This window comes from Oerskovia sp. PE-21s (assembly GCF_056158145.1).
The window spans coordinates 389,656-415,724 of sequence record NZ_JBUXJM010000003.1 but is presented as its reverse complement, the minus strand read 5'-3'; the positions used below and the strand labels follow the sequence as shown (position 1 = coordinate 415,724).

At 73.2% G+C, this 26,069-nt stretch carries 24 protein-coding genes; 11 read left to right on the top strand and 13 right to left on the bottom strand.

Features of this window, described 5'->3' with window-relative positions:
- Positions 1-190: 190 nt before the first annotated feature.
- Positions 191-1,615 carry a type I glutamate--ammonia ligase gene (gene glnA, locus ACZDYF_RS07785; RefSeq protein ID WP_138824214.1) on the bottom strand — a complete coding sequence of 475 codons (1,425 nt, stop codon included), beginning with the start codon at positions 1,613-1,615 and terminating at the stop codon, positions 191-193.
- A 238-nt stretch (positions 1,616-1,853) separates the two neighbouring features.
- Between glnA and ACZDYF_RS07780 the strand changes: the two genes are divergently transcribed.
- Complete coding sequence (locus ACZDYF_RS07780; protein WP_191789076.1) at positions 1,854-2,294, top strand: RDD family protein; 441 nt, start codon at positions 1,854-1,856, stop codon at positions 2,292-2,294.
- Positions 2,295-2,382: 88 nt separating this feature from the next.
- Here the strand turns inward: ACZDYF_RS07780 and ACZDYF_RS07775 are convergent, their stop codons facing one another.
- The 6 genes from ACZDYF_RS07775 to ACZDYF_RS07750 all read right to left on the bottom strand — a co-directional run bounded on the left by ACZDYF_RS07775 (position 2,383) and on the right by ACZDYF_RS07750 (position 7,687).
- The gene (locus ACZDYF_RS07775; protein WP_475055221.1) at positions 2,383-3,006 is read right to left on the bottom strand and encodes a class I SAM-dependent methyltransferase; all 624 of its coding nucleotides are present in this window, start codon (positions 3,004-3,006) and stop codon (positions 2,383-2,385) included.
- 117 nt (positions 3,007-3,123) lie between these two features.
- A complete protein-coding gene (locus ACZDYF_RS07770) occupies positions 3,124-3,855 on the bottom strand; it encodes a DUF4191 domain-containing protein (RefSeq protein ID WP_191789078.1) in 732 nt (243 codons plus the stop codon).
- A gap of 143 nt (positions 3,856-3,998) precedes the next feature.
- Entirely contained in the window at positions 3,999-5,000 is a 1,002-nt protein-coding gene (gene lipA / locus ACZDYF_RS07765) for a lipoyl synthase (RefSeq protein WP_138824215.1), read from the bottom strand.
- 64 nt (positions 5,001-5,064) lie between these two features.
- A complete protein-coding gene (locus ACZDYF_RS07760; protein WP_475055216.1) occupies positions 5,065-6,423 on the bottom strand; it encodes an MFS transporter in 1,359 nt (452 codons plus the stop codon).
- A gap of 133 nt (positions 6,424-6,556) precedes the next feature.
- The gene (lipB, locus tag ACZDYF_RS07755) at positions 6,557-7,240 is read right to left on the bottom strand and encodes a lipoyl(octanoyl) transferase LipB (protein ID WP_475055213.1); all 684 of its coding nucleotides are present in this window, start codon (positions 7,238-7,240) and stop codon (positions 6,557-6,559) included.
- 9 nt (positions 7,241-7,249) lie between these two features.
- On the bottom strand, positions 7,250-7,687 hold the full coding sequence (locus tag ACZDYF_RS07750) for a MarR family winged helix-turn-helix transcriptional regulator (RefSeq protein ID WP_307824120.1): 438 nt from the start codon (positions 7,685-7,687) through the stop codon (positions 7,250-7,252).
- 51 nt (positions 7,688-7,738) lie between these two features.
- Here ACZDYF_RS07750 and ACZDYF_RS07745 point away from each other — a divergent pair, with 51 nt between their 5' ends.
- Positions 7,739-10,039, top strand: coding sequence for an MMPL family transporter (locus ACZDYF_RS07745; RefSeq protein WP_475055209.1), 2,301 nt, complete (start codon positions 7,739-7,741; stop codon positions 10,037-10,039).
- Positions 10,040-10,126: 87 nt separating this feature from the next.
- Here the strand turns inward: ACZDYF_RS07745 and ACZDYF_RS07740 are convergent, their stop codons facing one another.
- On the bottom strand, positions 10,127-10,810 hold the full coding sequence (locus ACZDYF_RS07740) for an HNH endonuclease family protein (RefSeq protein ID WP_239527396.1): 684 nt from the start codon (positions 10,808-10,810) through the stop codon (positions 10,127-10,129).
- Positions 10,811-10,966: 156 nt separating this feature from the next.
- Between ACZDYF_RS07740 and ACZDYF_RS07735 the strand changes: the two genes are divergently transcribed.
- On the top strand, positions 10,967-12,025 hold the full coding sequence (locus ACZDYF_RS07735; RefSeq protein WP_475055207.1) for a Gfo/Idh/MocA family protein: 1,059 nt from the start codon (positions 10,967-10,969) through the stop codon (positions 12,023-12,025).
- A 195-nt stretch (positions 12,026-12,220) separates the two neighbouring features.
- Complete coding sequence (locus ACZDYF_RS07730) at positions 12,221-13,759, top strand: hypothetical protein (protein WP_475055204.1); 1,539 nt, start codon at positions 12,221-12,223, stop codon at positions 13,757-13,759.
- A gap of 33 nt (positions 13,760-13,792) precedes the next feature.
- Here the strand turns inward: ACZDYF_RS07730 and ACZDYF_RS07725 are convergent, their stop codons facing one another.
- The 3 genes from ACZDYF_RS07725 to lpdA form a co-directional block, all read right to left on the bottom strand.
- Positions 13,793-14,683: a TIGR01777 family oxidoreductase gene (locus tag ACZDYF_RS07725; RefSeq protein WP_475055202.1), complete on the bottom strand. Its 891-nt coding sequence runs from the start codon at positions 14,681-14,683 to the stop codon at positions 13,793-13,795.
- Between the two features lie 152 nt (positions 14,684-14,835).
- Positions 14,836-16,623 carry a 2-oxoglutarate dehydrogenase, E2 component, dihydrolipoamide succinyltransferase gene (gene sucB, locus ACZDYF_RS07720; protein WP_475055200.1) on the bottom strand — a complete coding sequence of 596 codons (1,788 nt, stop codon included), beginning with the start codon at positions 16,621-16,623 and terminating at the stop codon, positions 14,836-14,838.
- Positions 16,624-16,652: 29 nt separating this feature from the next.
- Positions 16,653-18,053, bottom strand: coding sequence for a dihydrolipoyl dehydrogenase (gene lpdA, locus ACZDYF_RS07715; protein WP_475055198.1), 1,401 nt, complete (start codon positions 18,051-18,053; stop codon positions 16,653-16,655).
- Positions 18,054-18,283: 230 nt separating this feature from the next.
- Here lpdA and ACZDYF_RS07710 point away from each other — a divergent pair, with 230 nt between their 5' ends.
- Positions 18,284-18,628 (top strand): oxidoreductase, encoded by a 345-nt coding sequence (locus ACZDYF_RS07710; protein WP_191789089.1) that lies wholly within the window; start codon positions 18,284-18,286, stop codon positions 18,626-18,628.
- Between the two features lie 271 nt (positions 18,629-18,899).
- Here the strand turns inward: ACZDYF_RS07710 and ACZDYF_RS07705 are convergent, their stop codons facing one another.
- Positions 18,900-20,396, bottom strand: coding sequence for a leucyl aminopeptidase (locus ACZDYF_RS07705; protein WP_475055192.1), 1,497 nt, complete (start codon positions 20,394-20,396; stop codon positions 18,900-18,902).
- 95 nt (positions 20,397-20,491) lie between these two features.
- On the opposite strand from ACZDYF_RS07705, the gene ACZDYF_RS07700 reads away from it, so the two are divergent.
- The 5 genes from ACZDYF_RS07700 to ACZDYF_RS07680 are packed head-to-tail and all read left to right on the top strand — an operon-like array spanning position 20,492 to position 23,546.
- Positions 20,492-20,848, top strand: a complete 357-nt coding sequence (locus ACZDYF_RS07700) for a hypothetical protein (protein ID WP_030153088.1) — start codon at positions 20,492-20,494, stop codon at positions 20,846-20,848.
- 11 nt (positions 20,849-20,859) lie between these two features.
- Positions 20,860-21,393, top strand: a complete 534-nt coding sequence (locus ACZDYF_RS07695; RefSeq protein ID WP_475055187.1) for a hypothetical protein — start codon at positions 20,860-20,862, stop codon at positions 21,391-21,393.
- Positions 21,390-22,475 carry a quinone-dependent dihydroorotate dehydrogenase gene (locus ACZDYF_RS07690; RefSeq protein WP_475055184.1) on the top strand — a complete coding sequence of 362 codons (1,086 nt, stop codon included), beginning with the start codon at positions 21,390-21,392 and terminating at the stop codon, positions 22,473-22,475. Before ACZDYF_RS07695 ends, ACZDYF_RS07690 begins: the two co-directional genes overlap by 4 nt.
- A complete protein-coding gene (locus tag ACZDYF_RS07685) occupies positions 22,472-22,681 on the top strand; it encodes a hypothetical protein (protein ID WP_191789092.1) in 210 nt (69 codons plus the stop codon). The genes ACZDYF_RS07690 and ACZDYF_RS07685 overlap by 4 nt, the downstream gene beginning before the upstream one ends.
- A gap of 52 nt (positions 22,682-22,733) precedes the next feature.
- A complete protein-coding gene (locus ACZDYF_RS07680) occupies positions 22,734-23,546 on the top strand; it encodes a 2-phosphosulfolactate phosphatase (RefSeq protein WP_475055178.1) in 813 nt (270 codons plus the stop codon).
- Positions 23,547-23,717: 171 nt separating this feature from the next.
- Here the strand turns inward: ACZDYF_RS07680 and yczR are convergent, their stop codons facing one another.
- Positions 23,718-25,211: a MocR-like transcription factor YczR gene (yczR, locus tag ACZDYF_RS07675; RefSeq protein WP_475055177.1), complete on the bottom strand. Its 1,494-nt coding sequence runs from the start codon at positions 25,209-25,211 to the stop codon at positions 23,718-23,720.
- Between the two features lie 61 nt (positions 25,212-25,272).
- On the opposite strand from yczR, the gene yczE reads away from it, so the two are divergent.
- On the top strand, positions 25,273-26,043 hold the full coding sequence (gene yczE / locus ACZDYF_RS07670; protein WP_475055174.1) for a membrane protein YczE: 771 nt from the start codon (positions 25,273-25,275) through the stop codon (positions 26,041-26,043).
- Positions 26,044-26,069: the final 26 nt, after the last annotated feature.

Sequence of the window (26,069 nt, the reverse complement as noted above, 5' to 3'; positions counted from 1 at the left end):
CGGCGGGTGAATTCAGAGACCTGGTCCGGATGACGAGGTGGATTGTCGTACGTACTCTCACGTTTCTTTGCAGGATTTGCGAAAGGGGGATCCGGCCTGCACAGCACGACACCCCGGCCACCACAAAGGGCGGCCGGGGTGCCATCACTGCACGTCAGGAACTCGCGACTACCACCGCGAGCACCGACGATCAGAGGTCGTAGTACAGCTCGAACTCGTGGGGGTGCGGGCGCAGGCGGATCGGGTCGATCTCGTGCGTGCGCTTGTAGTCGATCCACGTCGCGATGAGGTCCTCGGTGAAGACGTCGCCCACCGTGAGGTAGTCGTGGTCGGCCTCGAGGGCGTCGAGGGCCTCGCCGAGGGAGGCGGGGACCTGCTGGATCGCCGCGTGCTCCTCGGGGGGCAGCTCGTAGAGGTCCTTGTCGATCGGCTCGGGCGGCTCGATGCGGTTCTTGATGCCGTCGATGCCGGCGAGGAGCTGTGCGGCGAAGGCCAGGTACGGGTTGGCCGACGGGTCCGGCACGCGGAACTCGACGCGCTTGGCCTTGGGCGAGGAACCGGTGACCGGGATGCGGATGCACGCGGAACGGTTGCGGGCCGAGTAGACCAGGTTGACGGGGGCCTCGTAGCCGGGGACCAGGCGGTGGTAGGAGTTCACCGACGGGTTCGTGAAGGCGAGCAGCGAGGGCGCGTGCTTGAGCAGGCCGCCGATGTACCAGCGGGCGAGGTCCGACAGGCCGCCGTAGCCCTTCTCGTCGAAGAACAGCGGCTCGCCGTCCTTCCAGAGCGACTGGTGCGAGTGCATGCCGGAGCCGTTGTCACCGAAGATCGGCTTGGGCATGAAGGTCGCGGACTTGCCGGCCTCCCAGGCGACGTTCTTGATGACGTACTTGAACTTCATCAGGTCGTCGGCCGCTGCGGTCAGCGTCGAGAAGCGGTAGTTGATCTCCTGCTGGCCGGCGGTGCCCACCTCGTGGTGCGCGCGCTCGACGTCGAGGCCGACCTGGTCGAGGACGGCGCACATCTCGTCGCGCAGGTCCGCCATCTGGTCGTTGGGGGAGACGGGGAAGTAGCCGCCCTTGTAGCGGGTCTTGTAGCCGAGGTTGCCACCCTCCTCGACGCGGCCGGTGTTCCAGGCCGCTTCCTTGGAGTCGAGGTGGTAGTACGACTCGTTCTGGCTCGTCTTGAACCGGACGTCGTCGAAGATGTAGAACTCGGCCTCGGGTGCGAAGAACGCGGTGTCGGCGATGCCGGTGCTGCGCAGGTACGCCTCGGCCTTGAAGGCGACGTTGCGCGGGTCGCGAGAGTACGCCTCGTCGGTGAAGGGGTCCACGATCGAGAAGTTCACGATGAGCGTCTTGCGCTTGCGGAACGGGTCGACGTAGGCCGTCGTGACGTCGGGGATGAGCTTCATGTCCGACTCGTGGATCGCCTGGAAGCCGCGGATCGAGGACCCGTCGAACATCATGCCGTCCGTGAAGGCGGACTCGGCGAACTGCGAGATCGGGATGTTGAAGTGCTGCATCACGCCCGGCAGGTCGCAGAACCGGACGTCGACGAACTCGACGCCTTCGTTCTGGGTGAAGGCGATTGCCTCCTCCGCGTTCTTGAACATCCGTAACTCCTTGGTAGTGGGTCCTCTGGCCGTACCTCCAGTGGCGCCTCGAACCTAGGCCTCAGGGGTTTCCCCACCGTGTACCGAGTGTTTCGTCCGTGTTACGCAGCGGCGGGCTGCGTGACATCGGCGCGACGGCGCACGACGGCGAGCCCTGTGCGGGCCTGGCGGGGCTCCCTCGACCGGGACGAACCGGGCAGGCGCCGGAACCCGCCTCACCGCCACGTAGGCTGGTGCCGTGGTGTCGCGTGAAGATGTGGGTTCCTGGCTCGAGGGTACGCCGACCGGTGGGGAGAACGGCCGAGGCGGTCGCCTCGGCCTGCCGTCCGACGGTCCTGGTTCGCTGGCGACGGTCGGCCGTCGCGCGGTCGCGCTCGTCATCGACTGGGTGCTGTGCCTGCTCATCAGCTACCTGGCCTTCGACGCGAACTCGATGGCGACGCTCGGCGTGTTCGCGGTCGAGAACCTGCTCCTGGTGAGCACGCTCGGCTACACGGTCGGCCACCGCGTCATGGGTCTGCAGGTGCGCGTCCTGGGCGGCGAGGGACGCATGGTGGGCCTGTGGCGGGCTCTGGTGCGCACGGTCCTGCTGTGCCTGGTCGTCCCGGCCGTGGTGTGGGACGGCGACGGCCGCGGCATGCACGACAAGGCCGCCGGCACGGTCATCGTCCGCGCCTGACACGCTCTCCCCGGCACGCACCGGCACGCACCGGCACGCACCACCCGTGTGCCCGACGGCGCCGCTCGCCTCGGCGCAGGGGCCAGCCTCAGCCCTCGCCCGCCCCGGGCGCGCGCCACACGAGCGTGTACCGCCAGTAGAGCCGGCGGCGCAGCCGGGCGCCGGGCAGGACCTGCCGTGCTGCCGCACGCAGCTCGGCGTGGCTCGTGGTGACCTCGGCGATCGGCGAGCCGTGCTCCCACTCCCCGCGACGTCGTCGGGCGATCCTTGCGGCGGGGACGGCAGCCGCGCTGACCGCCTGGTCCCAGGCCGTGCGCGGCCGTGTCAGTCCCACGACGGCGAGCGTCCCGCCCGGGGCGACCAGGTCGCGCAGGCGCCGCAGTCCCGCGTCGAGCGGGAGGTGGTGCAGGGTGGCGAGGGTCGTGACCAGGTCGAAGGGCCCGGCGAGCCCGGTGAGCGGGTCCAGGACGTCGCCCGTGACGTAGTCGAGGCCGGTCTGCCCGGGGGAGCCCCCGGCGGCGAGACGCGCACGGTCCACCTGCGCGGGGTCGAGGTCGAGCCCCAGCACCTCGCCGGCCCCGGCCGCTCGGAGCCGTCGCGTCAGGAGCCCCTCGCCGCAGCCCACGTCGAGCGCTGTGCGGGTCTCGGGGCCCACGAGCCGCGTGAGGACGGGGAAGTAGTGGGTGCTGTGATTCCAGTACGGGTCGCTCACGGGGCCTCCTTGCGTCGTCAACGTCAGCGTCGGCGTCGTCGGCGCGGGACGGGGATGCACGACGGCCCGCCGGTCACCGGGAGGTGACCGACGGGCCGGGTGCCAGGCGGTGCGGGGTCAGCGCCCGCGCATGCCCTTGCGGTCGGGACGCGCACGGGTGGGGTCGATGCCCTTGGGGATCGGCAGCTTGGCGCCGCCGAGCGCCTTGAGGCGCTTGAGGACCTCGGCGGTCTCCGGCTTGGTGAGCGTCGGGCGCAGCTTCTGCACCGTGCGCGCGACCTTCTTGAGCGGGACCTGGCCCTCGCCGTTGCCGCACTGGATCGTGGTGACGGGGACGTTCGGCAGGACGCGCGTGATGCGGCGCTTCTCGCCGTCGAGCAGCTTGGTGACGCGGTGCGTCGGGCCCTCGCCCACGAGCACGACCCCGGCACGCCCGACGCCACGGAACACGAGGTCCTGCTGCGGGGTCAGGGCGACGGGCTCGTCGTCGAACGTCCAGCCGCGGCGGATCGTGCCGAGCGCGGCACGCGCGGCCCCGGGCTGGCCCTCGATGCGGCTGTAGGCCGCGGTCTCCGCGCGGCGCGTCAGGACGAACAGCGAGCCGAGGAACGCGAAGGGCAGACCCACGATGAGGGTGTAGACCCACGGCCCCCAGGCCAGACCGATCCCGATCGCGACGGCGAGGATGCCGACGAACACGGCGAGCATGATCCACGTGACCGCCGGGTCCTCGGCGCGCGTCATCTTGTACGCGTCCCAGACCTGGTGATACCAGCGCTGCTTCTTCTGCTTCTTCGGCTTGGTGCCGTCGACCCCGGTCGAGGGGTCGGTGCTCTTGTTGCGGGCCATGGTGCCTCAGTCTAGTGGTGGCGGAGAGTGCTCCGGTGAAGGGGCGGGGACGGCGGCGAGCCGGGCCCCGCCCTCGATTCTCTCGCACGTCGGCGGGGGAACGGGAGCGAGGCCCGGCTCGGGCCGGTCAGGACCCCGGGAGGTCAGCGGGCCAGCAGGCTCGCGGCCTCCTGGCGGGCCGTCGTGGGCTCGGTCAGGTGCGCGAGCGCGGCCGGGATCTCCATGCCGCGACGCTTCATGGCCTGGCCCCACAGGCGGCCCGCGCGGTACGAGGAACGGACCAGCGGGCCGGACATGACGCCGAGGAACCCGATGCGCTCGGCCTCGTCCGAGAGCTCGACGAACTCCTCGGGCTTGACCCACCGCGAGACCGGGTGGTGGCGCAGCGACGGGCGCAGGTACTGAGTGATGGTGATGAGGTCGCAGCCTGCGTCGTGGAGGTCCTGCAGGGCCTCCTTCGCCTCGTCGATCGTCTCGCCCATGCCGAGGATGATGTTCGACTTGGTCACCAGGCCGGCCTCGCGAGCCCGCGTGATGACGGACAGCGAGCGGTCGTAGCGGAAGCCCGGGCGGATCTGCTTGAAGATGCGCGGGACCGTCTCGACGTTGTGCGCGAGGACCTCGGGGCGTGACTCGTTGACCGCGTCGAGCAGCTCGGGGATGGCGTTGAAGTCCGGGATGAGCAGCTCGACGCCCGTGCCCGGGTTGAGCGCGTGGATCTGACGCACGGTCTCGGCGTAGAGCCACGCGCCGCCGTCGGCCAGGTCGTCGCGCGCGACGCCCGTGATGGTCGAGTAGCGCAGGCCCATGGCCTGGACCGACTCGGCGACCCGGCGTGGCTCGTCCGCGTCGAAGTCGGCGGGCTTGCCCGTGTCGATCTGGCAGAAGTCGCAACGGCGCGTGCACTGGTCACCGCCGATGAGGAACGTGGCCTCACGGTCCTCCCAGCACTCGAAGATGTTGGGACAGCCCGCCTCCTCGCAGACCGTGTGCAGGCCTTCCTTGCGCACGAGACCCTTGAGCTCGGTGTACTCGGGTCCCATGGTCGCCCGGGTCTTGATCCACTCGGGCTTCTTCTCGATGGGTGTCGCAGAGTTGCGGGCCTCGACCCGCAGCATGCGCCGCCCTTCAGGTGCGATCGTCACGCGGTGTCTCCCAGTCCGTGGTGGGCGGTGGCCCCCTGGAGTCGTGCCCGGTATCGGGTGAAAGTCAGAGTACGCCAGGAGCCTGCGGGAGGGCGGTGGTGTCCACGTGGGCCGGACGTGACCTGAGCGACAGCCCGGTGACGACGAGCAGGACCGCGGCGACGGCCGGCAGCGCGAACGCGGCCGCCGTCCCCACGCCCTCGGCGACCTGGCCGCCGACGCTCGCGCCGAGCGCCACGCCCACGACGTTCGCGCTCGCGAGCATCGTCATGGCGGCGCCGCTGCGGCTGCTCGGGCTGAGGTCGCCGCCGACCGTGAAGATCGTGACCATGACCGGGCCGACGAACAGGCCCAGCAGAGCGAGCGCGCCGATCAGCGCGCCGAGCGACCCGCTGCCGCCCGCGAGGAACGCGAGGACGGCCGTGACGGTGAGGCCCGAGGCGAACGAGACCCAGCGCGAGCGTGCGCCGAAGCTCGCGGGCAGCGCGACCACGGCGAGCGCCGTGATGGCCGAACCGAAGCCGAGGACCGCGTAGACCAGGCCGGCCTGCTCCTCGGCGCCCGCGTCGCGCATGAACGACGTGACGGCCGTCTGGGTGCTGCCGAAGAGCATGCCCATCGCGAGCATCCCGAGGACGGGCACCAGGACGCGGCGCAGGAGGCCGACGAACGAGCCGTGGGCGTCGGCGCCCGCCGCGGCCTGGGCGGCGGCGGACGGCTTGGGGGCGCCGGGGGTCGCGGTCGGGTGCAGCGCGAACGCCAGCCCGAAGACCGCGCACACCGCGGCGGCGAACAGCATCGCGGCCTGCGGGGACCACACGCTCGCGAGGATGCCGACGAGGGCCGGACCGAGCACGAAGCCGATCTCGTCGGCCGTGCTCTCGTAGCCCATCGCGGCGAGCAGCGTGCGAGGGCGGTGCTGGGTCATGGCGATCCAGCGCACGCGCGCGAGCGGCCCCACCTGCGGGGCGAACGCGCCCACGAGCGCCGCGGCGCCGAGGATCACGCCCGAGGCAGCGCCGGTGCTCGCGGCCTGGACGAGCCCGACGACGGCCAGGACGTTCAGCGGCACGACGACGAGGAGCACCTTGCGCTGGCCGATCCGGTCCGCGAGGGATCCCTGCGTCGGGCCGCCGAGCGCCGTGCCGACGGCGGCGGCTGCGCTCGCGAGCCCGCCGAGGGCGAGCGAGCCCGTGGTCGTCGTGACCAGGAGGAGGGTGCCGATCGTGATCATCGAGAACGGCAGGCGTGCGAGGAACGCGATGGGCAGGAACGCCTTGCCGGCCAGGCGGGGGAGCTCGCCGTACGTGGCGAGCGTGCCGCGACGGGGCTCCGCGGGCTCGGGAGCCTGTGCGGGGGCGCCGGGCGTGCCGCCGGTGACGTCGGGGCGCGCGGGCGCGAGGGGGCTGGGAGTGCGGGTCATGAGGGTCCTTCAGGGTCAACCGTTCCGCGCACCGACCCACCCGTACTCCGGTTGCGCAATGATTCCCTTGAGGTGAGGCCCATTCTAGCGGTGAAGGTCCCGGAAGGGGAGAGGGCGGCGCGCCCGGTGTGCGCTAGCCGGCCGAGCCCGCAGCGGGGACGGTCGCGGCGGTCGTGCCGGCGGCCGCGAGGAGCGGCCCCAGGTGCTCGCGCAGCGCTGCGACCAGGAGCGGCGTGGCCTCGTCGATCGTGACCCGTCGGCCGGTCTCGAGCGTCAGGGACGTGACGTCGGCGTCGGAGATGCCGCACGGCACGATCCGCGAGAACTCCCCGAGGTCGGGGGAGCAGTTGAGCGCGAGGCCGTGCATGGTCACGCCGCGCGCGACGCGCACCCCGATCGCGCAGACCTTGCGCTCGCGCCGGGCCCCGGTCGCGGCCAGCCACACCCCGCTGCGCCCTTCGACGCGGTGGGTCGTCAGGCCCAGCGCGGTGCACACGTCCATGACCGCGGACTCGAGCGCGCGCACGTAGGCGACGACGTCGACGGGCTCGGCGAGCCGGACGATCGGGTAGGCCACGAGCTGCCCCGGCCCGTGCCAGGTGATCTTCCCGCCGCGGTCGACGTCGACGACGGGCGTCCCGTCGTCGGGACGGTCGGCGAGGTTGGTGCGTCTGCCTGCGGTGTAGACGCTCGGGTGCTCCACGAGGATCACGGTGTCCGGCGCGGTCCCGTCCACGACCTTCTGGTGGACCTGGCGCTGGAGGTCCCAGGCGTCCTGGTAGTCGGTGAGACCGGGGCCCTCGGTGCGCAGGTGCATGCGGTCAGGTTAGCCCTCGCCCGGTCGAGGGTGGGCCTCGACCATGGTGATGAGGATCTCACGCAGGGTCGCGATCTGTTCGTCGGTCAGGCCCCGGGTGCTCAGCTCTTCGGCGGGGCGCGGGCTCGCGGCGGCGAACGCGGCGGTTCGGCCGTTCGGGGTGATCGCGACGGCGCGGCGGCGGCGGTCGTTCACGTCGTCCTCGCGGGTGACGTACCCCGAGCGTTCGAGGCGGGCCAGGATGCGGCTCATGGTCTGCTCGGTGATGTGCGACTCGGCGGCGAGCTGGCGCTGGGTGCGGGGGCCCGCGAGCAGGTGCAGCAGGACGGGCATCGAGGCGTGGTTGAGGTCCCAGCCGTCGAGGTGGTGGTTCCACTCACGCTCGATCCGGCGGGTCACCGCCGACAGGAGCCGGCCCGTCGGCCAGTCCTTCGGTTCCCTGCTCACCGGGTTTGCGTCCACTTGCTTCTGAGACCTCCGTCGTCAATAGTACTCAGCATGCTGAGTAATCGCTGGAGTGGTGTGCTCCGAGGCCTGGTCATTGTCGCAGTGTTGGGAGTCTGGCTCGCCATCGGGGCGATCGGGGGCCAGGCGCAGGGCAAGCTCAGCACCGTCCAGACCAACGACTCCGCGGCGTTCCTGCCGTCGAGCGCCGAGTCCACCCGCGCGGCCGAGAAGGCCCAGGCGTTCGTCTCCGACGAGTCGCTGCCCGCCCTCGTCGTCGCCGTCCCGACCGACGGCGGGGCCGTCACGCCCCAGCAGCTCGAGACGCTCCAGACCGTCGCCGCCGACCTGCCCGGGCTCCCGCTGCCCGGCGCCGGACCCGACGACCCCCAGACCGTCGGGGACGCGCTCACCGCACCCCCCGTCGTCGTGCCCTCGCAGGACGGCGAGGCCGCGATGATCGTCGCGTCGCTCGACGCGTCGCAGTCCTCGGACCTCATGGCCGACGACGAGCGCGTCAACAACGCCGTGGTCGCCGAGATCCGGGCGGAGCTTGAGACCGTCCTGGCCGACTCGGGCCTCCAGGCCTGGGTCACCGGACCTGCGGGCTTCGTCGCGGACCTCGTCAACGCGTTCGGCGGGATCGACACGGTCCTGCTGCTCGTCGCGCTCGGCGCCGTGCTGATCATCCTCGCGATCGTCTACCGCTCGCCGATCCTGCCGTTCATGGTGATCCTCACCGCGGTGTTCGCGCTGTGCCTCGCCGGACTCGTCGTCTACCTCCTGGCCGACGCCGGCACGCTGACTCTCAACGGCCAGGCGCAGGGCATCCTGTCGATCCTCGTCGTGGGCGCCGCGGTCGACTACTCGCTGCTCGTCGTGGCGCGCTACCGCGAGGAGCTGCGCGTCGTGGAGAGCCCGTACACGGCCGTGCGACGCGCCCTGCGCGCCTCGATCGAGCCGATCTCGGCCTCCGCCGGGACCGTGATCGCGGGCCTGCTGTGCCTGCTGCTGTCCGACCTGGGCTCCAACCGGAGCCTCGGCCCCGTCGGGGCCATCGGCATCGCGGCCGCGTTCCTCGGTGCACTCACGTTCCTGCCCGCGCTGCTCGTGGTCGGGGGCAAGCGCTCGCGCGGCATCTTCTGGCCGCGCAAGCCCGCGTACGACCCCGCCGCGGCCGACGAGGCCGAGACCTCGGTGGCCTCTCCGGCGGCCCCGGCAGCGTCCGGGACCGCCGCCGCGGGGCCGCGCGACCTCGCGCTCGCCGCGAGCCACGACGTCGAGGTGCACGTCGCGGGACACGGCGTCTGGTCCCGCGTGGCGAGCTTCGTGGGTCGTCGCGACCGGGCCGTGTGGATCGTCACGGCCCTCGTCCTCGCGGGGTGCGCTGCCTTCGTCCCGACCTTCCAGGCCGAGGGCACGAGCGACTCCGACGTCTTCCTCACCCAGGTCGACTCGGTCGACGGGGAGCAGGTCCTCGAGGAGCACTTCGGGGGCGTGGGCGTCCAGCCCGCGATCGTGATCGCCCCCGAGGCCGATCTCGACGCCGTGCTCCAGGCCGCGACCGCGACCGACGGGGTCGCGTCCGCCGCCGCCGTGACCGAGGGCGGAACGGGCGGTGCCCCCGGGGCCCCCGCTCAGGGGCCGCCGCTCGTGGTCGACGGCGACGTGCGCGTCGACGTCGTGACCGAGGACCCGAGCGACACCAACGCCGCGACCCAGACCGTCGCCGCGCTCCGCGACGCCGTGCACGCGGTCTCGCCCGACTCGCTCGTGGGCGGTGCCAGCGCCGAGCGCCTCGACACCCAGATCGCGGGCGACCACGACCTGCGTGTCATCGTGCCCGTCGTGCTGGTCGTGATCCTGCTGATCCTCATGCTGCTGCTGCGCTCGATCCTGGCGCCGGTCCTGCTCATGGCGGCCAACGTGCTCTCGTTCGGCGCAGCCCTCGGGGTGTCGGCGATCGTGTTCAACCACGTGCTCGACTTCCCCGGTGCCGACCCGACCGTCCCGCTCTACGCGTTCTGCTTCCTCGTGGCGCTCGGCGTCGACTACTCGATCTTCCTCATGACCCGCGTGCGCGAGGAGTCGGGGATCATCGGCACCCGCCGCGGCACGCTGCGCGCGCTCGCCGTCACGGGGTCGGTCATCACGTCGGCGGGCGTGGTGCTCGCCGCGACGTTCGCCGCGCTCGGGGTGATCCCGCTGCTGTTCCTCGCTCAGCTCGCGTTCATCGTCGCGTTCGGTGTGCTCGTCGACACCCTGATCGTCCGCAGCCTGCTCGTCCCGGCACTGGTGCACGACGTCGGACGGGTCGTCTGGTGGCCGGGTGCGCTCCGGCGCGGCGCACCCTGAGGAGCCGCGGGCCCGGGCGGGCCGCCTCGCGTCAGGCGGCTCGCCCGGGACCCGCTCCGGTCCCGGACCTTCGGTCGGTGAGGTCCGTCAGGACCCTGTGGGCAGCGGCTCGGACGGGCAGCCGTCGAGCACGGCGGCCATCGCGTCGTGCTCCGACGGGGTGACCCACAGCTCGTACGAGGCCTTCACCGCGATCTGACGCGCGATGTACGTGCACCGGAACGCGTGGTTGGGCGGGAGCCAGGCCGACGCGTCGCGCGCGCCTTTGGACTGGTTGGCCGAGCCGTCGGAGGCGAGCAGGTTGAGGGGGTCGTTCGCGAAGCGCAGGCGGGTCTCGTCGTCCCACGACTGGGCGCCCTTGCGCCACGCGTCCATGAGCGGGATGACGTGGTCGATCTGGACGGCCGAGCTCGTCTTGTTGCCCCGGACGAAGCTGATCGTCGCGCCCGTGTAGGGGTCGTCGAAGGTACCCGTGCGAACCTCGCACCCCTTGTCGCGCGTCGAGTACGTGAGGTCGGTGAGGTCGCGGGCGAGGATGTCGTTGCGGGTGTCGCACCCGTTGGCGTCCACGTCGGCCCAGGCGGAGCCGAAGTTCTCCCGTTCGTAGCCGGTCGCGGCCGCGATCCCCTTGACCTCGAGCGTCTCGAGGGCGGCGCGGGCCGTGCCGGTCGTGGGGGCCTCGTTCGCCTCGATCGTCGGCTGGTCCACCGCGTTGGCGATGACGATCCCCAACGCGAGGGCGATGAGGGTGATGCGGAGCACGCGGCGCATGCGCGCGCTCCTCGTGCTCTTCGAGCTCTTGCTCTGGGTGCTCAACGGACGACCTTCCCGAACTCGGACAGGTGCCGAGAACGACAGTTCCAGGAGAATTCGGTACATTCTGCCAGTCTTCGGGAGTGCTCCGGGACGGCGGCTAGATTGGGCGCCATGAGTGCAACTACTGCGCAGGACCGTTTTCCCGGTAGTCGGCGGACGCGGGTCGGTCTGGTCGGGTACGGCGGTGCTGGCCGCGGCATCCACGCCCGGCTCGCCAGGGAGGCCGGGCTCGTCGTGACCGCGGTCGTCGCCCGGGACCCCGGACGTCGTGCCGCGGCCGAGGAGGACTGGCCCGGGGTGCGGCTCCACGACGACCTGGCCGGGCTCCTCGGTGAGCGCGGGACCTACGACGTCGTGGTGATCGCGAGCCCGTCGGCGCTGCACGCCGAGCACGCGGCCCAGGTCTCCGCGGCGGGCGTCCCGTTCGTGCTGGACAAGCCGATCGCGCTCGACGGGGCGCAGGCCGCCGAGGTCGTCGCGACGGCAGCCGCCACGGGGACCCCCTTCACGGTCTTCCAGAACAGGCGCTGGGACCCCGAGCAGCTGACCCTGCGGTCGGTGCTCGCGGCGGGCGACCTGGGTCGCGTGCACACGTTCGAACGCCGGTGGGAGCGGTGGCGTCCCGTGCCGCAGCAGCGGTGGAAGGAGAACGACCCGGTGGGCGGCGGGCTCCTGCTCGACCTCGGCCCGCACCTCGTCGACTCGGCCACCCAGCTCTTCGGCCCGGTCCGTTCGGTGTATGCCGAGCTGCGCGCCCTGACGACCCCGACCGAGGACGACGTCTTCCTGACGCTCCACCACGCGCCGTCGGACGGGCACGAGGTGGTCAGCCGGCTCTGGGCGGCCTCGGTCGTGGGCGCGCCAGGACCCCGCACGCGGGTGCTCGGCGACGCCGGGGCCTACGTCGTGACGACGTTCGAGAACGACGCGTCGCCCTTCGAGGTCTTCGACGAGGCGGGGCCCGCCGGGACCGAGGGGTGGGTCACCCGCGGGCGCGAGCGCGTGCCCGTGCCGCGCGCCCCGGGCGGGCACGCCGACTTCTACCGTGCCGTGGCCGCCTGGATCGATGGTGGTCCGGTGCCCGTCGACCCCGCCGACGCGGTGCAGACCGCGCACGTCCTGGACGTGGCGCGGGACAGCGCGCGGACCGGGCGGCGGATCGAGGTCTGACGGGCGCCGGCGCGCAGGAGCGGGTGCGGTCGCGCACGGGCGGAGCGCCGCGGCGTCGGCCTGTGGACAACCCGCCCTGCGTGGCCTGGCTCTGCTGGGATGGGAGCCATGTCGAGCGCTCGCCCTCCCCGCGTGCCCTGGGCCCCCCGCGCGGGCGTCCGGGACCGGGACGACCCGTCGGCACCCCCTCCTGCGGTGACGGACCTCCTGGCGCGCCGAGGCTGGGGCGTCGTCGAGCAGGGGGAAAGGCCGGACCCCGGCACGCTGGGGCCACGTCGCTGGGTCGCCTCCGACGGTTCGGGGCGCTACCACGACGTCTCTCTGGTGAGGGTGCCCGCCGATCCGGCGGCGAGGGACCTGCTCGTCGAGCGGCTCGACGCCCTGCGCCTGCTCGACCACGAGCACCTCGTCCCCGTCGAGGAGATCGTCGAGGGGGGCGAGGGCGTGCTCGTGCTCATCTCCCGGAGGCCGCCGGGAGGGGGCCTACGGCTGCTGCTGGCCTGCCGCGGCCCCCTCGAGGCGGGCGAGGCCGTGACGCTGCTCGTGCCCCTGGCGCAGGCGCTCGCCGCGCTGCACGCGTCGGGGCTGTCCTACGGAGGCGTCGCGGAGACGGACGTCCTGGTGGACGCCGAGGGCCGGGCGGTCCTGCGGGCACCGCTCGAGCTGTGCGCCCTGCCTGCGCCCGACGACGTCAGGTCGCTCGCCGAGCTCGTCGTGGGCGTCCTCCCACCCCCTGCGGGTGCACCGGTGCCGGGCGAGGCCGCCCCCGAGACGCCCGACCCGTCCCTCGCGGCACTGCACGCCGAGCTCGCCACGGCGCGGCGTGCGGATCCCCGCACCCGCCCCGAGGTGGGGACTTTCGCGGCCCTCTGCTACGAGGCCTCACCCCCGACACCGATCGCGATGCCCGACGGCGCCCGGCTGGCCGCGGCGGCCATCGCCGCCCGCCCGGCGCCCGCGCCGTCCCGGCGGGAGCCCTCGGCCGGGCGGGACGTATCGAGCGACGACACCGTGGTCCGGTCGCCGCGGAGGCCAGGACGGGGCGTGCCGCCTGCCGGCACGCATCCCGGTGCGGGCGGGCAGAGGGCGCTGCGACGGCGCGAGCACGGTGCCCGACGGCGTCGCTCGGCCTCCGGGGCACGGCCCCACCCCGCGCTTCTCGCAGGCCTCGTCCTGGTCGTGTGCTCGGCGCTCGTCACGGGCGGGATGCTCGTGCGCTCGCACCTCGCGGGCGCCGACCCGTCGGCCACCCGGCGCGCCGTCGAGCACGACGGCGCGCACGAGGCCGCCGGTGCCGTGCCGCCCGACCCGACCTCGCAGGCGCAGGACCCTGCCGCCGCGGCTGTCGAGCTCACGGAGCGCCGCATCGAGCTGCTCACGGGGGAGCGCGAGCCGGGGGAGGTGCTGGCCCCCGGTTCCCCCGCCGAGGCCGTGGACGCCGAACTCCTGGACACGATCGCCGCGTCCGGTGTCACGATCGAGGGGGCACGGGCCTCGGACGTGGAGGCGCACCTGGTCGTGCCGGGTGGAGACGGTCCTCCGACGGGCACCGGGACCGGAGCGGTGCCGCTACCTGGGACCGAGACCCAGGTCGAGGTCAGGTACTCGGTCTCCGAGCACACCCAGAGGGCGGCCGACGGCTCGGCCACGACGGTCGCGGCGACGAGAGCCTCCACGGCACGCCTCACGTTGCGCTGGACCGACGACGGGTGGCGGGTGAGCGGCGTGGCGTGACCGCGGTCCAGGCCTGACGGCTGGTCGGACTGCTCAGCGACCGGCGACCCACTCGGCCGCCGCCTCCAGGTCAGGGTGCTCGAACGCGAAGCCGCTGGCCTCCAGGACCCGCGGCAGGGCGCGCTGCGACCCGAGGATGTCGGACGCGAACTCCCCGAGCGCGACCTTGAGGGCGACCGACGGGACGGCCAGGGCGGCCGGGCGGTGCAGGGCCGCGGCCAGCGCCCGGGTGACCTCGGCGTTCGTGGCGGGAGCAGGGCCCACGAGGTTCACCGGGCCGTGCACGTCGGACTCGAGCAGGTGCAGCACGGCCGAGACGTGGTCCCGCAGCGTGATCCAGCTCCAGTACTGGCGACCGTTGCCGAGCCTGCCGCCCACACCCATCCTCAGGAGAGGGAGCATGCGGGCCAGCGCTCCGCCGTCGGGGGTCATGACGATGCCCGTGCGCAGGTGCGCGACCCGCACCCCCGCGTCCTGGGCAGGGCGCGTCGCGGCCTCCCACTCGGTGACGACGCGCGCGAGGAAACCGGTGCCCGGTCCCGACGTCTCGGTCAGCACCTCGGCGCCCCGGTCGCCGTAGTAGCCCACCGCCGTGCCCTGGAGGAAGACCGGCGGGGGAGCGTCGACGTGGGCGAGCGTGCGGGCGAGCAGCCCGGTGGTGCGCGTGCGGGACTCGAGGATCGTGCGCTTGTACTCGGTCGTCCAGCGGTGGTCGCCGACCCCGGCGCCCGCGAAGTTGACGACCGCGTCCGCGCCTTCGAGCGCGCGGGGGTCCAGGGCGTCCTCGTCGGGGTCCCAGAAGTGCTCGTGCGCGGTCTGCGGAGGTCTGCGCACCAGGCGCCGCACGGTGTCCCCGCGCTCGCGCAGCCGTTCGAGCAGCTCCGTACCGATGAGACCGTGCGACCCGGCCACGACGATGTCCATGCGACCACGGTACGGCCCCGACGGGCGACGCGCGCCGCCCGCGGCGAACCGTCCTCGCGGGTCGCGCCCGCGCGCCCGGGAGACGCCGCAGGCCCCCCGCCCGGAAGGGGCGAGGGGCCTGCGGCGTGGTGGGGCTCAGCGAGCTCCGAGAGTCAGAGACCGACCTCGGACTCGAAGGCGCCCTCCTCGATGCGGTTCTTGATCGCACCCAGGAAGCGGGCTGCATCCGCGCCGTCGACCAGGCGGTGGTCGTACGACAGGAAGATGTAGCTCATCGAACGGATCGCGATCGACTCGTTGCCGTCCGCGTCGGTCACGACGACCGGACGCTTGACGATCGTGCCCGTGCCCAGGATGGCGACCTGGCCACCGGGGACGATCGGCGTGTCGATCAGCGCGCCACCGGAACCGGTGTTCGTGATGGTGAACGTCGCGCCGCCCAGCTCGTCCGGCCCGATCTTGTTGACGCGGGTGCGGCCGGCGAGGTCGGCGATCTTGCGGGCGATCCCGGCGAGGTTGAGGTCACCGGCGTCCTTGATGACCGGCACGACCAGGCCGCGCTCCGTGTCGACCGCGATCCCGACGTTCTCCTGCGGGTGGTAGACGACCGAGTCGCCGTCGATGCTCGCGTTGATCTTCGGGTAGGCCTTGAGGGCCTCGACCGCGGCGAGCGTGAAGAACGGCAGGAACGTGAGGTTGGCACCCTCGCGAGCCTTGAAGTCGTTCTTGGCCTTGGCGCGCAGCTTGGCGACCTTGGTCACGTCGACCTCGACCACCGTCGTGAGCTGGGCCTGCGTCTGCAGGGCCTCGACCATGCGCGTCGCGACGAGCTTGCGCAGGCGCGACATCTTCTCGGTGGTCCCGCGCAGCGGCGAGACGGCCGGGACGCTGGCGGCCTTGGGCGCGGAGCCCGACGGCGCAGCAGCGGCAGGCGCCGGAGCCGCCTTGGCAGCCTCCGCCTTGGCGGCCGCCTCGAGGACGTCCTCCTTGCGGATACGGCCACCGACGCCCGTGCCCGTGAGGGACGCGACGTCGACACCCTTCTCCGCGGCGAGCTTGCGCACGAGCGGGGTCAGGTAGGAGCCACCGGTCGCGCCCGAGGTGGCGCGCGACGCGGGGGCCGCAGGAGCGGCGGGCGCCTCGGCTGCCGGAGCGGGAGCGGGAGCAGGTGCTGCTGCCGGAGCCGGTGCCGGTGCGGCCGGAGCCGCCTCGGGAGCCGGAGCTGCCTCGGGAGCCGGAGCCGGAGCCGGAGCCGGAGCTGCCTCGGGGGCCGGTGCGGCGGCGGCCGGAGCCGGTGCTGCTGCACCCGAGCCGACGATCGCGAGGACGGTGCCGACCTCGACGGTCTCGTCCTCCTGGACGAGGATCTGCTGGACGGTGCCCGCCACGGGGGAGGGGACCTCGGTGTCGACCTTGTCGGTCGAGACCTCGAGCAGGGGCTCGTCGACCTCGACGGTCTCGCCGACGGCCTTGAGCCAGCGGGTCACGGTGCCCTCGGTCACGGACTCGCCGAGCGCCGGGAGCTTGATCTCCTCGCCACCCGAGGCGGCGGGCGCCTCGGCAGCGGGAGCGGGCGCTGCGGCCGGAGCCTCAGCAGCGGGGGCCGGTGCCGGCTCCGCCGCGGGGGCGGGCTCGGCGGCCGGGGCGGGGGCCTCGGTGGCGGGAGCGGCCGGGGCCTCGGCAGCGGCCGGGGCTGCGCCCGCGCCGGAACCGATCACGGCGAGGTCGGTGCCGACCTCGACGGTCTCGTCCTCCTGGACGAGGATCTGCTCGAGCACGCCGGCGAACGGCGAGGGGATCTCGGTGTCGACCTTGTCGGTCGAGACCTCGAGCAAGGGCTCGTCGATCTCGACGCTCTCACCGACGGCCTTGAGCCAGCGGGTGACGGTTCCCTCGGTGACGGACTCGCCCAGTGCGGGCATCTGCACGTTGTCAGACATGACCTCTCGGGTCTCCTTCGATCGTTGGGTCAGTTGTGGGCGTGCAGCGGCTTGCCGGCGAGGGCCAGGTGGGCCTCTCCGAGAGCCTCGTTCTGCGTGGGGTGCGCGTGGACCAGGGCGGCGACGTCCTCGGGGTACGCCTCCCAGTTCACGATGAGCTGGCCCTCGCCGATGAGCTCGCCGACGCGGGCGCCGACCATGTGCACGCCGACGACGGGGCCGTCCTTCTGTCGGACGAGCTTGACGAAGCCCGTGGTCCCGAGGATCTTGCTCTTGCCGTTGCCGGCAAGGTTGTACTCGAGCGTCTCGACGCCGTCGGCGCCGTGGAGCTCCTTGGCCTTGGCCTCGGTCAGGCCGACCGAGGCGACCTCGGGCTCGCAGTACGTCACGCGGGGGATGCCCGACTCGACGATCGGGGTCGGGTCCAGGCCCGCGATCTGCTCGGCGACGAAGATGCCCTGGGCGAAGCCGCGGTGCGCGAGCTGGAGCCCGGGGACGATGTCACCGGCAGCGTAGATGTTGCCGACGCCCGTGTGCAGGCGCTCGTCGACGATCACGAAGCCACGGTCCATGGTGATGCCCTGGGCCTCGAAGCCCAGGTCGGCTGTGCGGGGGCCGCGGCCGACGGCGACCAGCAGGAGGTCGGCGTCGAACGTCTTGCCGGACTCGAGGGTCACGTGCACGCCCGAGTCGTCCTGCGTGACGCCCGAGAAGCGGTCGCCCAGCGTGAAGCCGATGCCGCGCTTGCGGAACGCGCGCTCGAGAGCCTTGGACAGCGACTCGTCCTCGTTGGGCACGAGGTGCGGGAGTGCCTCGATGATCTGCACGTCGGCGCCGAACGACTTCCAGACGCTCGCGAACTCGACACCGATCACGCCGCCGCCCAGGACGATCGCGCTCTGGGGCACGTAGTCCAGCGTCAGTGCCTGGTCGGACGTGATGACGCGGCCGCCGATCTCCAGACCGGGGAGCGAGCGGGCGTAGGAGCCCGTGGCGAGCACGACGTTCTTGCCCGTGTAGCGCTGGCCCGCGACCTCGACCGTGTCCGCGGCGACGAGCGTGCCGTGGCCTTCGATCACCGTGATCTTGCGGGACTTGATGAGGCCCTGCAGGCCCTTGTACAGCCCGGCGATGACGCCGTCCTTGTACGCGTTCACGCCGTTCATGTCGATGCCCTGCAGCTGGCTCAGGACGCCGTACGCGCTGCCCTCACGGGCGTTGTCTGCGAGCTCGGCGGCATGCAGCAGAGCCTTCGTGGGGATGCAGCCGTTGTGCAGGCAGGTCCCACCCAGCTTGTGCGCTTCGACGAGGGCGACGTTCAGGCCGAGCTCGGCGGCACGCAGCGCGGTGGCATAGCCGCCGCTGCCTCCGCCCAGGACGAGGACGTCGAAAGGTGTGCCGGTCTCGGCCACGTGCAGCTCCTTAGGCATACGAAAAGAGGGAGAGCAAAGTTCTCGTGACATCTTGGCACTTCGGTCAGCCGTACCCCAATCGGAACGCACACTCTTGCGTGTGATGCTCAAGACAGCCACGCCGGGCACGTCGTGGTGCCCGTCGTCCGTGCGTCGCCCGGCCGGTGGGCGATCCTGTCGCGCCAGCCCACAGGGGAGGCCGAGCCCGATCCCAGGAACGCTCCAGGCCGACCAAGTACCCTTCCTCCATGTCCAGGCTGTCGCAGCTCTTCTCCCGCAAGCCCGCGAACGGAGCGGGTGCGCCCGCCGGTGCCCCGTCGAGCGCGGACCAGCGTCGCGCGACCGTCGAGCACCTCGCCGAGTTCGCGCGCACCCGCGTGGGTGTCGAGGCGTACATCGAGCCGCCGACGAACGACACCCCCACCACGCTCATGCTCATCGCGACCACGGGGGAGTGGACGAGGCGCCGGGTCCCCGACGCCAAGGCGGCGCGCAAGCTCGCCGAACAGCTCGAGCTCCCCGTCTACGACGTGAACTTCACGGGCTACCCCCAGCGCATGCGCGACTGGAACTCCAGGCAGCGCAGGCGCTGACCCCGCCTCGGATGCGTGCTGCGCCGGGTGGCGGCCGCTGCTCCCGGCGGACGAGATGCGGCCGACGGGGGTCGAAGTCCCTCCTTGACCCCGGACGGCCGCATCTCGACTCCTCGACCGGTCGCAGAAGCCCCGACCGAGGACACCGGCACCTGGTCCGGATCCGAGGCAGACCGGAACGACGGACGGGCACGACCTCGACGGTCGCGCCCGTCCTGTCGTGCTCGCTCCCGCCGCTGCGACGGCCCGTGACGGGCGCAGCGGCCGACGACTACTTCTTCGTGGCGCGCGCCTCGAGCAGCTCGACGAGCGTGCGGACCGCGACGCCCGTGCCACCGACGGGCGTGTAGCCGAACGCCGAGCCCTCGTTGAACGAGGGGCCCGCGATGTCGAGGTGTGCCCACGGCGTGGTGCCGACGAACTCCTGCAGGAACAGACCTGCGACGAGCATCCCGCCGAAACGGTCGCCGATGTTCGCGATGTCCGCGACCTTCGACTTCATCGACGCGGCGAGCTCCTCGGGCAGGGGCATGGGCCAGAACTGCTCGCCCGCCGCCTCGGCCGCCGCGACGACCTCGCCACGGACGTCGTCGGACCCCATGACGGCCGAGACGCGCGTGCCGAGCGCGACCATCTGCGCGCCCGTGAGCGTCGCGACGTCGAGCACGACGTCAGGCTTCTCCTCGATCGCCGCGACCAGGCCGTCGGCCATGACGAGGCGACCCTCCGCGTCGGTGTTGAGGACCTCGACGGTCTTGCCGCCACGGATCGTGATGACGTCCGAAGGGCGCTGCGCCGTCCCCGACGGCATGTTCTCGGCGAGGCAGAGCCAGCCGGTCACCGCGACGGGCAGGCCGAGCCTCGAGGCCGCGAGCACCGTGTGCAGGACGGCGGCGGCGCCGGCCATGTCGGACTTCATGGCCTCCATGCCCTTGGCGGGCTTGATCGAGATGCCGCCCGAGTCGAACGTGATGCCCTTGCCGACCAGCGCGACCTTGGCGTGCGGGCGCGAGGGCGAGTAGGACACCTTGACGAGCCGCGGGCCGCGCGAGGAACCCTGGCCGACCGCGAGGATGCCGCCGTAGCCGCCGGCCGCGAGAGCCTTCTCGTCGAGGACCGTGACCTTGACGCCCGTGCCCTTCGCGGCGGCCTTGGCGATGTCGGCGAAGGCCGCGGGGAACAGGTCGTTCGGGGCGGTGTTGACCAGGTCGCGCGTCGCGTGGACCGCGGCGGCGATCGTCGCGGCACGCTCGACCGCGGCCTTCGCCTTGGCCCCGCGGGCGAGCGAGGTGAGGACCTCGATGGTCGAGACGGTACCGCCAGGCTTGGTCGCGCCCGCCCCGTCCCGGTAGCGCGTGAACGAGTACGCGCCGAGCAGCGCGCCCTCGGCGATCGCGGCGACCTCGGCCTCGTCCTTGGCGGGCAGGGCCACCGCGACGGACACGGCACCCTTGAGCTCGCGCACCGCGGCACCGGCCGCACGCCGCAGCGTCTCGGCCGCGAACGTGCCCGACTCGTCACGAGCGCCGAGTCCCGTCAGGACCAGGACGCCGGCCTTGAGGTGCGAGCCCGCGGGCACCGTGCGCACCTCGTCGCGCGCACCGGTGATGCCCAGCGCGGGCGCGAGGGACTCGAGCTCGGCGACCACCTCGCGGGGGAGGTCGTCCCCCACGACGGCCACGCCGTCCGATGTCGTCTGGGTCCCGACGACGAGCGCGTCCACCTTCACGCCGGTCGGGTTCTTGCTGGAGAGAGTGAGTTCAGCCACGGCTCGATGCTAGCCGCTGCGCGGAGCGGGGCCACCGGTACGGCGAGCCGCAGACGATTCCTGCCCGCGGCCCGGACGCCGGTAGGCTCGGCCCCGTGGTCCTCCCCCTCGTCCTCCTCGTGGTCGCGCTGTGCGCGGCCCTCACCGGTTGGGCCGGGTGGTTCGTCGCCCGCGACCGTGCCGTCGTCCTCAAGCAGCTCTGGGGCGGTGCCGTCATCGAGGGCGCGATCGTCCTGCAGATGATCGTCGCGGGCGTCCTCGCCGCGACGGGGAGCTCGGCGAGCGACCCCGTGAAGCTCTGGGGCTACCTGATCACCGCCCTGTTCATCCTGCCCGTCGCCGCCGTGTGGGCGTTCGCCGAACGCTCCCGCTGGAGCTCGGTCGTGCTCGCGGTCGCCGCGATCACCGTCGCGTTCCTCGAGTGGCGGCTGTGGCAGATCTGGACCGCCTGAGGAGAGATGGCGTGACCCACCCCGAGAACCCCGAGACCGCGCCCGACCCCGCGACCCGCGTGCCGCCGTCGGGCACTCCAGACGGCGCCAGCGCCCACGATCCGCGGGGCGCCCACGACGCACCCCGCAGGACGGGCAGCGGCTTCGGGCGCGTGCTGGTCCTCGTCTACGGGATCTTCGCGATCTCCGCGACCGCGCGCGCCTCGATCCAGCTCCTGCGCGACTGGCACGAGGCCCCCGTCGCGTACGGGCTGTCGGCGCTCGCCGCGGTGGTCTACATCGTCGCGACGATCGCGCTCGCCCGCGGGTCGGCGACGTCACGGACCGTCGCCTGGACCGCCGTGACGGTCGAGCTCGTGGGCGTGCTCGCCGTCGGCGCCTGGTCGCTGCTCGACCCGGCGGCGTTCCCGAAGCCCACGGTGTGGTCCGACTTCGGGATCGGCTACGGGTTCGTGCCGCTGGTCCTGCCGGTCGTGGGCCTCACCTGGCTGTGGCGCACGCGCCCGCCCCGGACCTCCACCACCGAACCGAAGGAATCCGCATGAGCCGGCTGTACTCCCTCCTCTTCAACGGCGTCTTCCGGCACATGGACCCCGAGAAGGCGCACGAGGTGGTGTTCCCGCTCATCTCCCTCGCCGGTCGTGCACCCGTCGTGGGTGGCGTCGTCCAGGGCGCGGCAGCCCCGTACCTGGGCCGCGGCGCGAACGGCCCCGGCAGCGTGCAGGCGCTCGGGCGCACCTTCCCCGCGCCGTTCGGCCTCGCGGGCGGGTTCGACAAGAACGCCAAGGCGATCCGCGGGCTCACGATGCTGGGCTTCGCGTTCATCGAGATCGGCACCGTGACCGCGAACGCCCAGCCCGGCAACGAGAAGCCACGCATGTGGCGCGAGCTGTCGCTGCGCGGCATCCGCAACCGCATGGGCTTCAACAACGAGGGCGCGGCGGCCGCGGCCCAGCGCCTCGAGGCCCTGCGCAGGTCTGCATCAGGTCGCGCGATCATGATCGGCGCGAACATCGGCAAGACCAAGGTCACTCCGGCGCAGGACGCCGCGGGCGACTACGCGACGAGCGCCGCGCTCCTCGCCCCCCACGCCGACTACCTCGTCGTCAACGTGTCCTCGCCCAACACCCCGGGCCTGCGCGACCTGCAGTCGACCGAGGCCCTGCGCCCCATCCTCCAGGCGGTCCGCGAGGCCGCCGACGACGCCACGCGCGCGGCCGGCGTCCGGCGCATCCCGCTGCTCGTCAAGATCGCGCCGGACCTCGCGGACGAGGACGTCGACGCCGTCGCGGACCTCGCGCTCGAGCTCGGCCTCGACGGCGTCATCGCGGTCAACACGACGATCGGGCACGACCTGGGCCCGGGCGGGCTCTCGGGTCCGCCGCTGCTCGAACGAGGGCTCGACGTCGTCGCCCGCCTCCGCGGCCGCCTCGGCCCCGACGTCACGATCATCGGCGTGGGCGGCATCTCGACCGCCGACGACGCGCGCGCCTACCTGGCGGCCGGCGCCGACCTCGTGCAGGGTTACACCGGCATGATCTACAACGGTCCGTTCTGGGCCGCGAGCATCAACCGGTCCCTGGTGCGCGACACGGCCCGGGGGACCCGAGGCGGAGGCGCACGATGATCCGACCCCAGTGGGTGTGGGAGCTCGACGACGTGGACGGGCGCCCGCTCACGACGCCCGTGAGCCCGGCGTTCACCAACCAGTTCGACGCCGAGCAGTGGCTCGGCGAGACGTGGCGCGAGCTCGCCGCGCAGGGAGCGGTCGCGGCACGGCTGCTCAACGACGGCGCGCAGGCCACGGCCACCGTGGAGCTGCGCACGGCGTAGGGCAGGGCCGTGCTGCGGGGAAGCCGCCTGCGGCCGCCTAGACTCGCGGACCGTGGACGACGACGTGTTCGGTCAGGGGAGCTCGCGCATCCGGTTCGACTGGGGGCTCACAGGGGCACGCGCCCTGCGCGGGGCTGTTCCCCCCGGGGACGCGGGGTTCCTGGCCGTCGTGGTCGACGTGCTGTCGTTCACGACCTCCGTCAGCGTCGCCGTCGACCGTGGTGTCGAGGTCTTTCCCTTCCCGTGGCGTGACGAACGTGCCGCAGACCACGCCGCGCGGCACCAGGCGACGCTCGCGCGCGCCCGGTCCGAGCGCGACGTGAGCCTGTCCCCGGCGTCCCTGCGTGATGCCCCCGGTCTCGCTCGGGTGGTGCTTCCCTCGCCCAACGGGTCGACGATCTCGCTCTCGCTCGCCGAGGACGGTGGGGCCGTGGTCGCGGCCTGCCTGCGCAACGCCGCGGCCGTCGGCGCGTACGTCAGGAGGTACCTCGGCGCGGATCCGGGACACGCCGTCGCGGTCGTGGCAGGTGGCGAACGGTGGCCGGACGGATCGCTGCGCCCGGCGGTCGAGGACCTCTGGGGAGCAGGCGCGGTCATCGCCGCGATCGTGGGTCACGACGACGGCCTGTCGCCCGAGGCGGAGGTCGCGGCGACGGCGTTCCGTTCGGCGTGCGTCGGGCCCGACGGCCGTGACGGACCCGCTGCGCTGCGTCACCGGCTCCGGCGCTGCGTGAGCGGGCGCGAGCTCGCCGACCAGGGGTTCGGGGCGGACGTCGAGATCGCGGCGGAGCTCGACGGCTCGGACGTGGTGCCTCTGCTCGTGGACGGTCGTTTCGTGGGGCACCGGGCAAGCGAGTCGCGCTGACAGCAGGCGTCCGGCCAACCCTCCGCGTCGCGGGCGGGCGCGCCACCGAGCATGCGGTTGCCGCTGGTCGAGCATGCGGTTGTCGTCGCGCAGGAGGCGATTCGCGACGTCAACCGCATGCTCGGCACCGTGGAGCGACCGAGGAGCGACCGTGGAGCGACCGAGGGGCCGCTAGCCCGTCACGTGCTCCCAGGCCGCCACCAGCCGCGGGACGGCCCGGCGGATCGCCTCGGCGTCGGGCGCGAAGGTGAGCCGGACGCGGGAGGTCGCGGCGCCGTCGGGAGTGAGGGACGGGCCCGGGTTGACGACGAGGCCCCGCACCGCCGCGGCCGCGGCGAGGGCGTGCGCGAGCGGGCGCCCCAGGTCGACCCACAGCGAGAGCCCGCCGGCGGGCGCGGTCACGTGCCACGACGGGATCGCGGCGGTGACCGCCGAGCGCAGGAGGTCGCGCTGCGAGCGCAGCAGGGGGAGCCTCTCGGCGAGGACCTCGTCGCGTCGGGCGAGCAGCTCGACGACCGCGAGCTGCTCGAGGACCGACGTCGCGATGTCGCTCGCGCCGCGGACGCGCGCGAGGTGCGCGACGACGTCGGGGTGCGCGCGGACCCAGCCCACGCGCAGGCCGCCCCAGAACGTCTTGGACGCCGACCCCACGGTGAGCAGGTGGCTCGTCGCGGACCCGTCGCCCGCGAGCGGCTCGGGCGCGGGGCCGTCGAGCGCGATGTCGGTGAGCGTCTCGTCGCCGATCACCGTGACCCGGTGCCGCAGCGCGATCCGTCGGACCTCGGCACGCTCGTCGGACGTGAGGCTGTAGCCCGTCGGGTTGTGGAAGTCGGGGACGAGGTACGCCAGGCGCGGGGTCGCCGCGCGGATCGTCGACTCGAACAGCGCGACGTCGAACCCGGGACCGTCGCCCGGCAGGCCTGCGCCCACGGGGAACCCGACGACGCGCGCCCCGCGCGCGACCATCGTCTCGATGCCGTGCGCGTACGTGGGGGACTGGACCACGACCCGGTCCCGCGGCCCCAGCAGCGACTGCGCGACCGTCGCGATCGCGTGCTGCGCGCCCGTGGTCACGAGGACCTGGTCCGGGGTCGTGGGTGTCCCGCGCTCGGTGAGCCGCTGTGCGACGGCCTCGCGCAGGGGCTGGAGGCCGAGCGGCTCGTACCCGCGCCCCGACAGGTAGCCGGGGAGCGCTTCGAGCGCGCGACCGTAGGCCGCGTGGAGCTGGGGCGGGGCGGCGGGGGCCGCCTGCCCCAGGTCGACGAGGTCCTCGGGTGGCTCGACGCCCACCGGTACGGGCGCGTCGCCGCCGCACCACTGCGGCTGGGCGCGGCGTGCGGGCCGGGGCAGGACCGCGACCGTGCCGACGCCCGTGCGGCTCGTGACGAACCCGCGCTCGCGCAGGGCCGCGTACGAGGCGGCCGTGGTCGTCCGGGAGACGCCGAGCGCCGCCGCGAGGTCGCGCTCGCTCGGCAGCCGCGTGTTCGGGGCGACCGTGCCGGACAGGACCGCGCCGCGGACGGCGTCGGCGAGCGCGGCGTACGCGGGCCCGCCGGACTGCCAGCCGGTCACGAGCGCCGCGAGCGCGGGGGCGGACAGGCGGCGGTGCACGGGCGGATGTGGCGGGGCGATGACGCCGGGGGACGTGGCGAGCGAGGTGGCCATGAGGCCACTCTTCCCGAATTGGCTATGGATCACCAGTCCACTGCGGGTGCACAGTAGGGGAGTGCCGACGAACTTCAGCCCCCTGCGCCGGACCGTCCAGCTCACGCTCGGACTGTTCGGCTTCTCCCTGACCATGGCCATGCTCATCCACTCGGGCATGGGTGCCATGCCGTGGGACGTCTTCCACCAGGGTGTGGCCCTGCGCTCCGGGCTCGCGCTCGGCGTCGTGGTCGTCGCGTCGAGCGTCGTGGTCATGCTGCTGTGGATCCCGCTGCGCCAGCGCCCGGGCATCGGCACGATCGCCAACATCGTCGTGATCGGGGCGACCCTCGACCCGTTCCTCCTGCTGCTTCAGCGCATCGCCCCCGACCCCTCCACGGCCGGACGCGTGGCGCTCGCGGTCGCGGGCGTGGCCCTCAACGGCGTCGCGACCGCCGCGTACCTCGGGGCGCGCCTGGGCCCGGGCCCCCGTGACGGGCTCATGACCGGTCTCGTCGCCCGCACGGGTTGGCCCGTGCGCCGGGTCAAGACCGCGATCGAGGTCCTCGTGGTCGCGATCGGCTTCGCGCTCGGCGGGACGCTCGGGTGGGCGACGGTCCTGTACGCGCTGGGCGTGGGGCCCGTCGTCCAGGTGGCCGCGCGGTGGCTCGCGCCGCACCTGCGCCCGGCGGTCGTCCCGGTCGAGGTGTCCGACGGCGTCGCGCACCTCACGCAGGACGTCGCGTCGGCGGACGGGGCCGTCGGCCCGGGGCCGGTCGAGGGTGCGCGCGGCACGCGTGGCACGGACGGTCTGGGAGAGGTACCGGGCGAACCCGAGCCCAACGCTGCCTAGGCTCGTTCGCCGCGGTCCGCGACCGG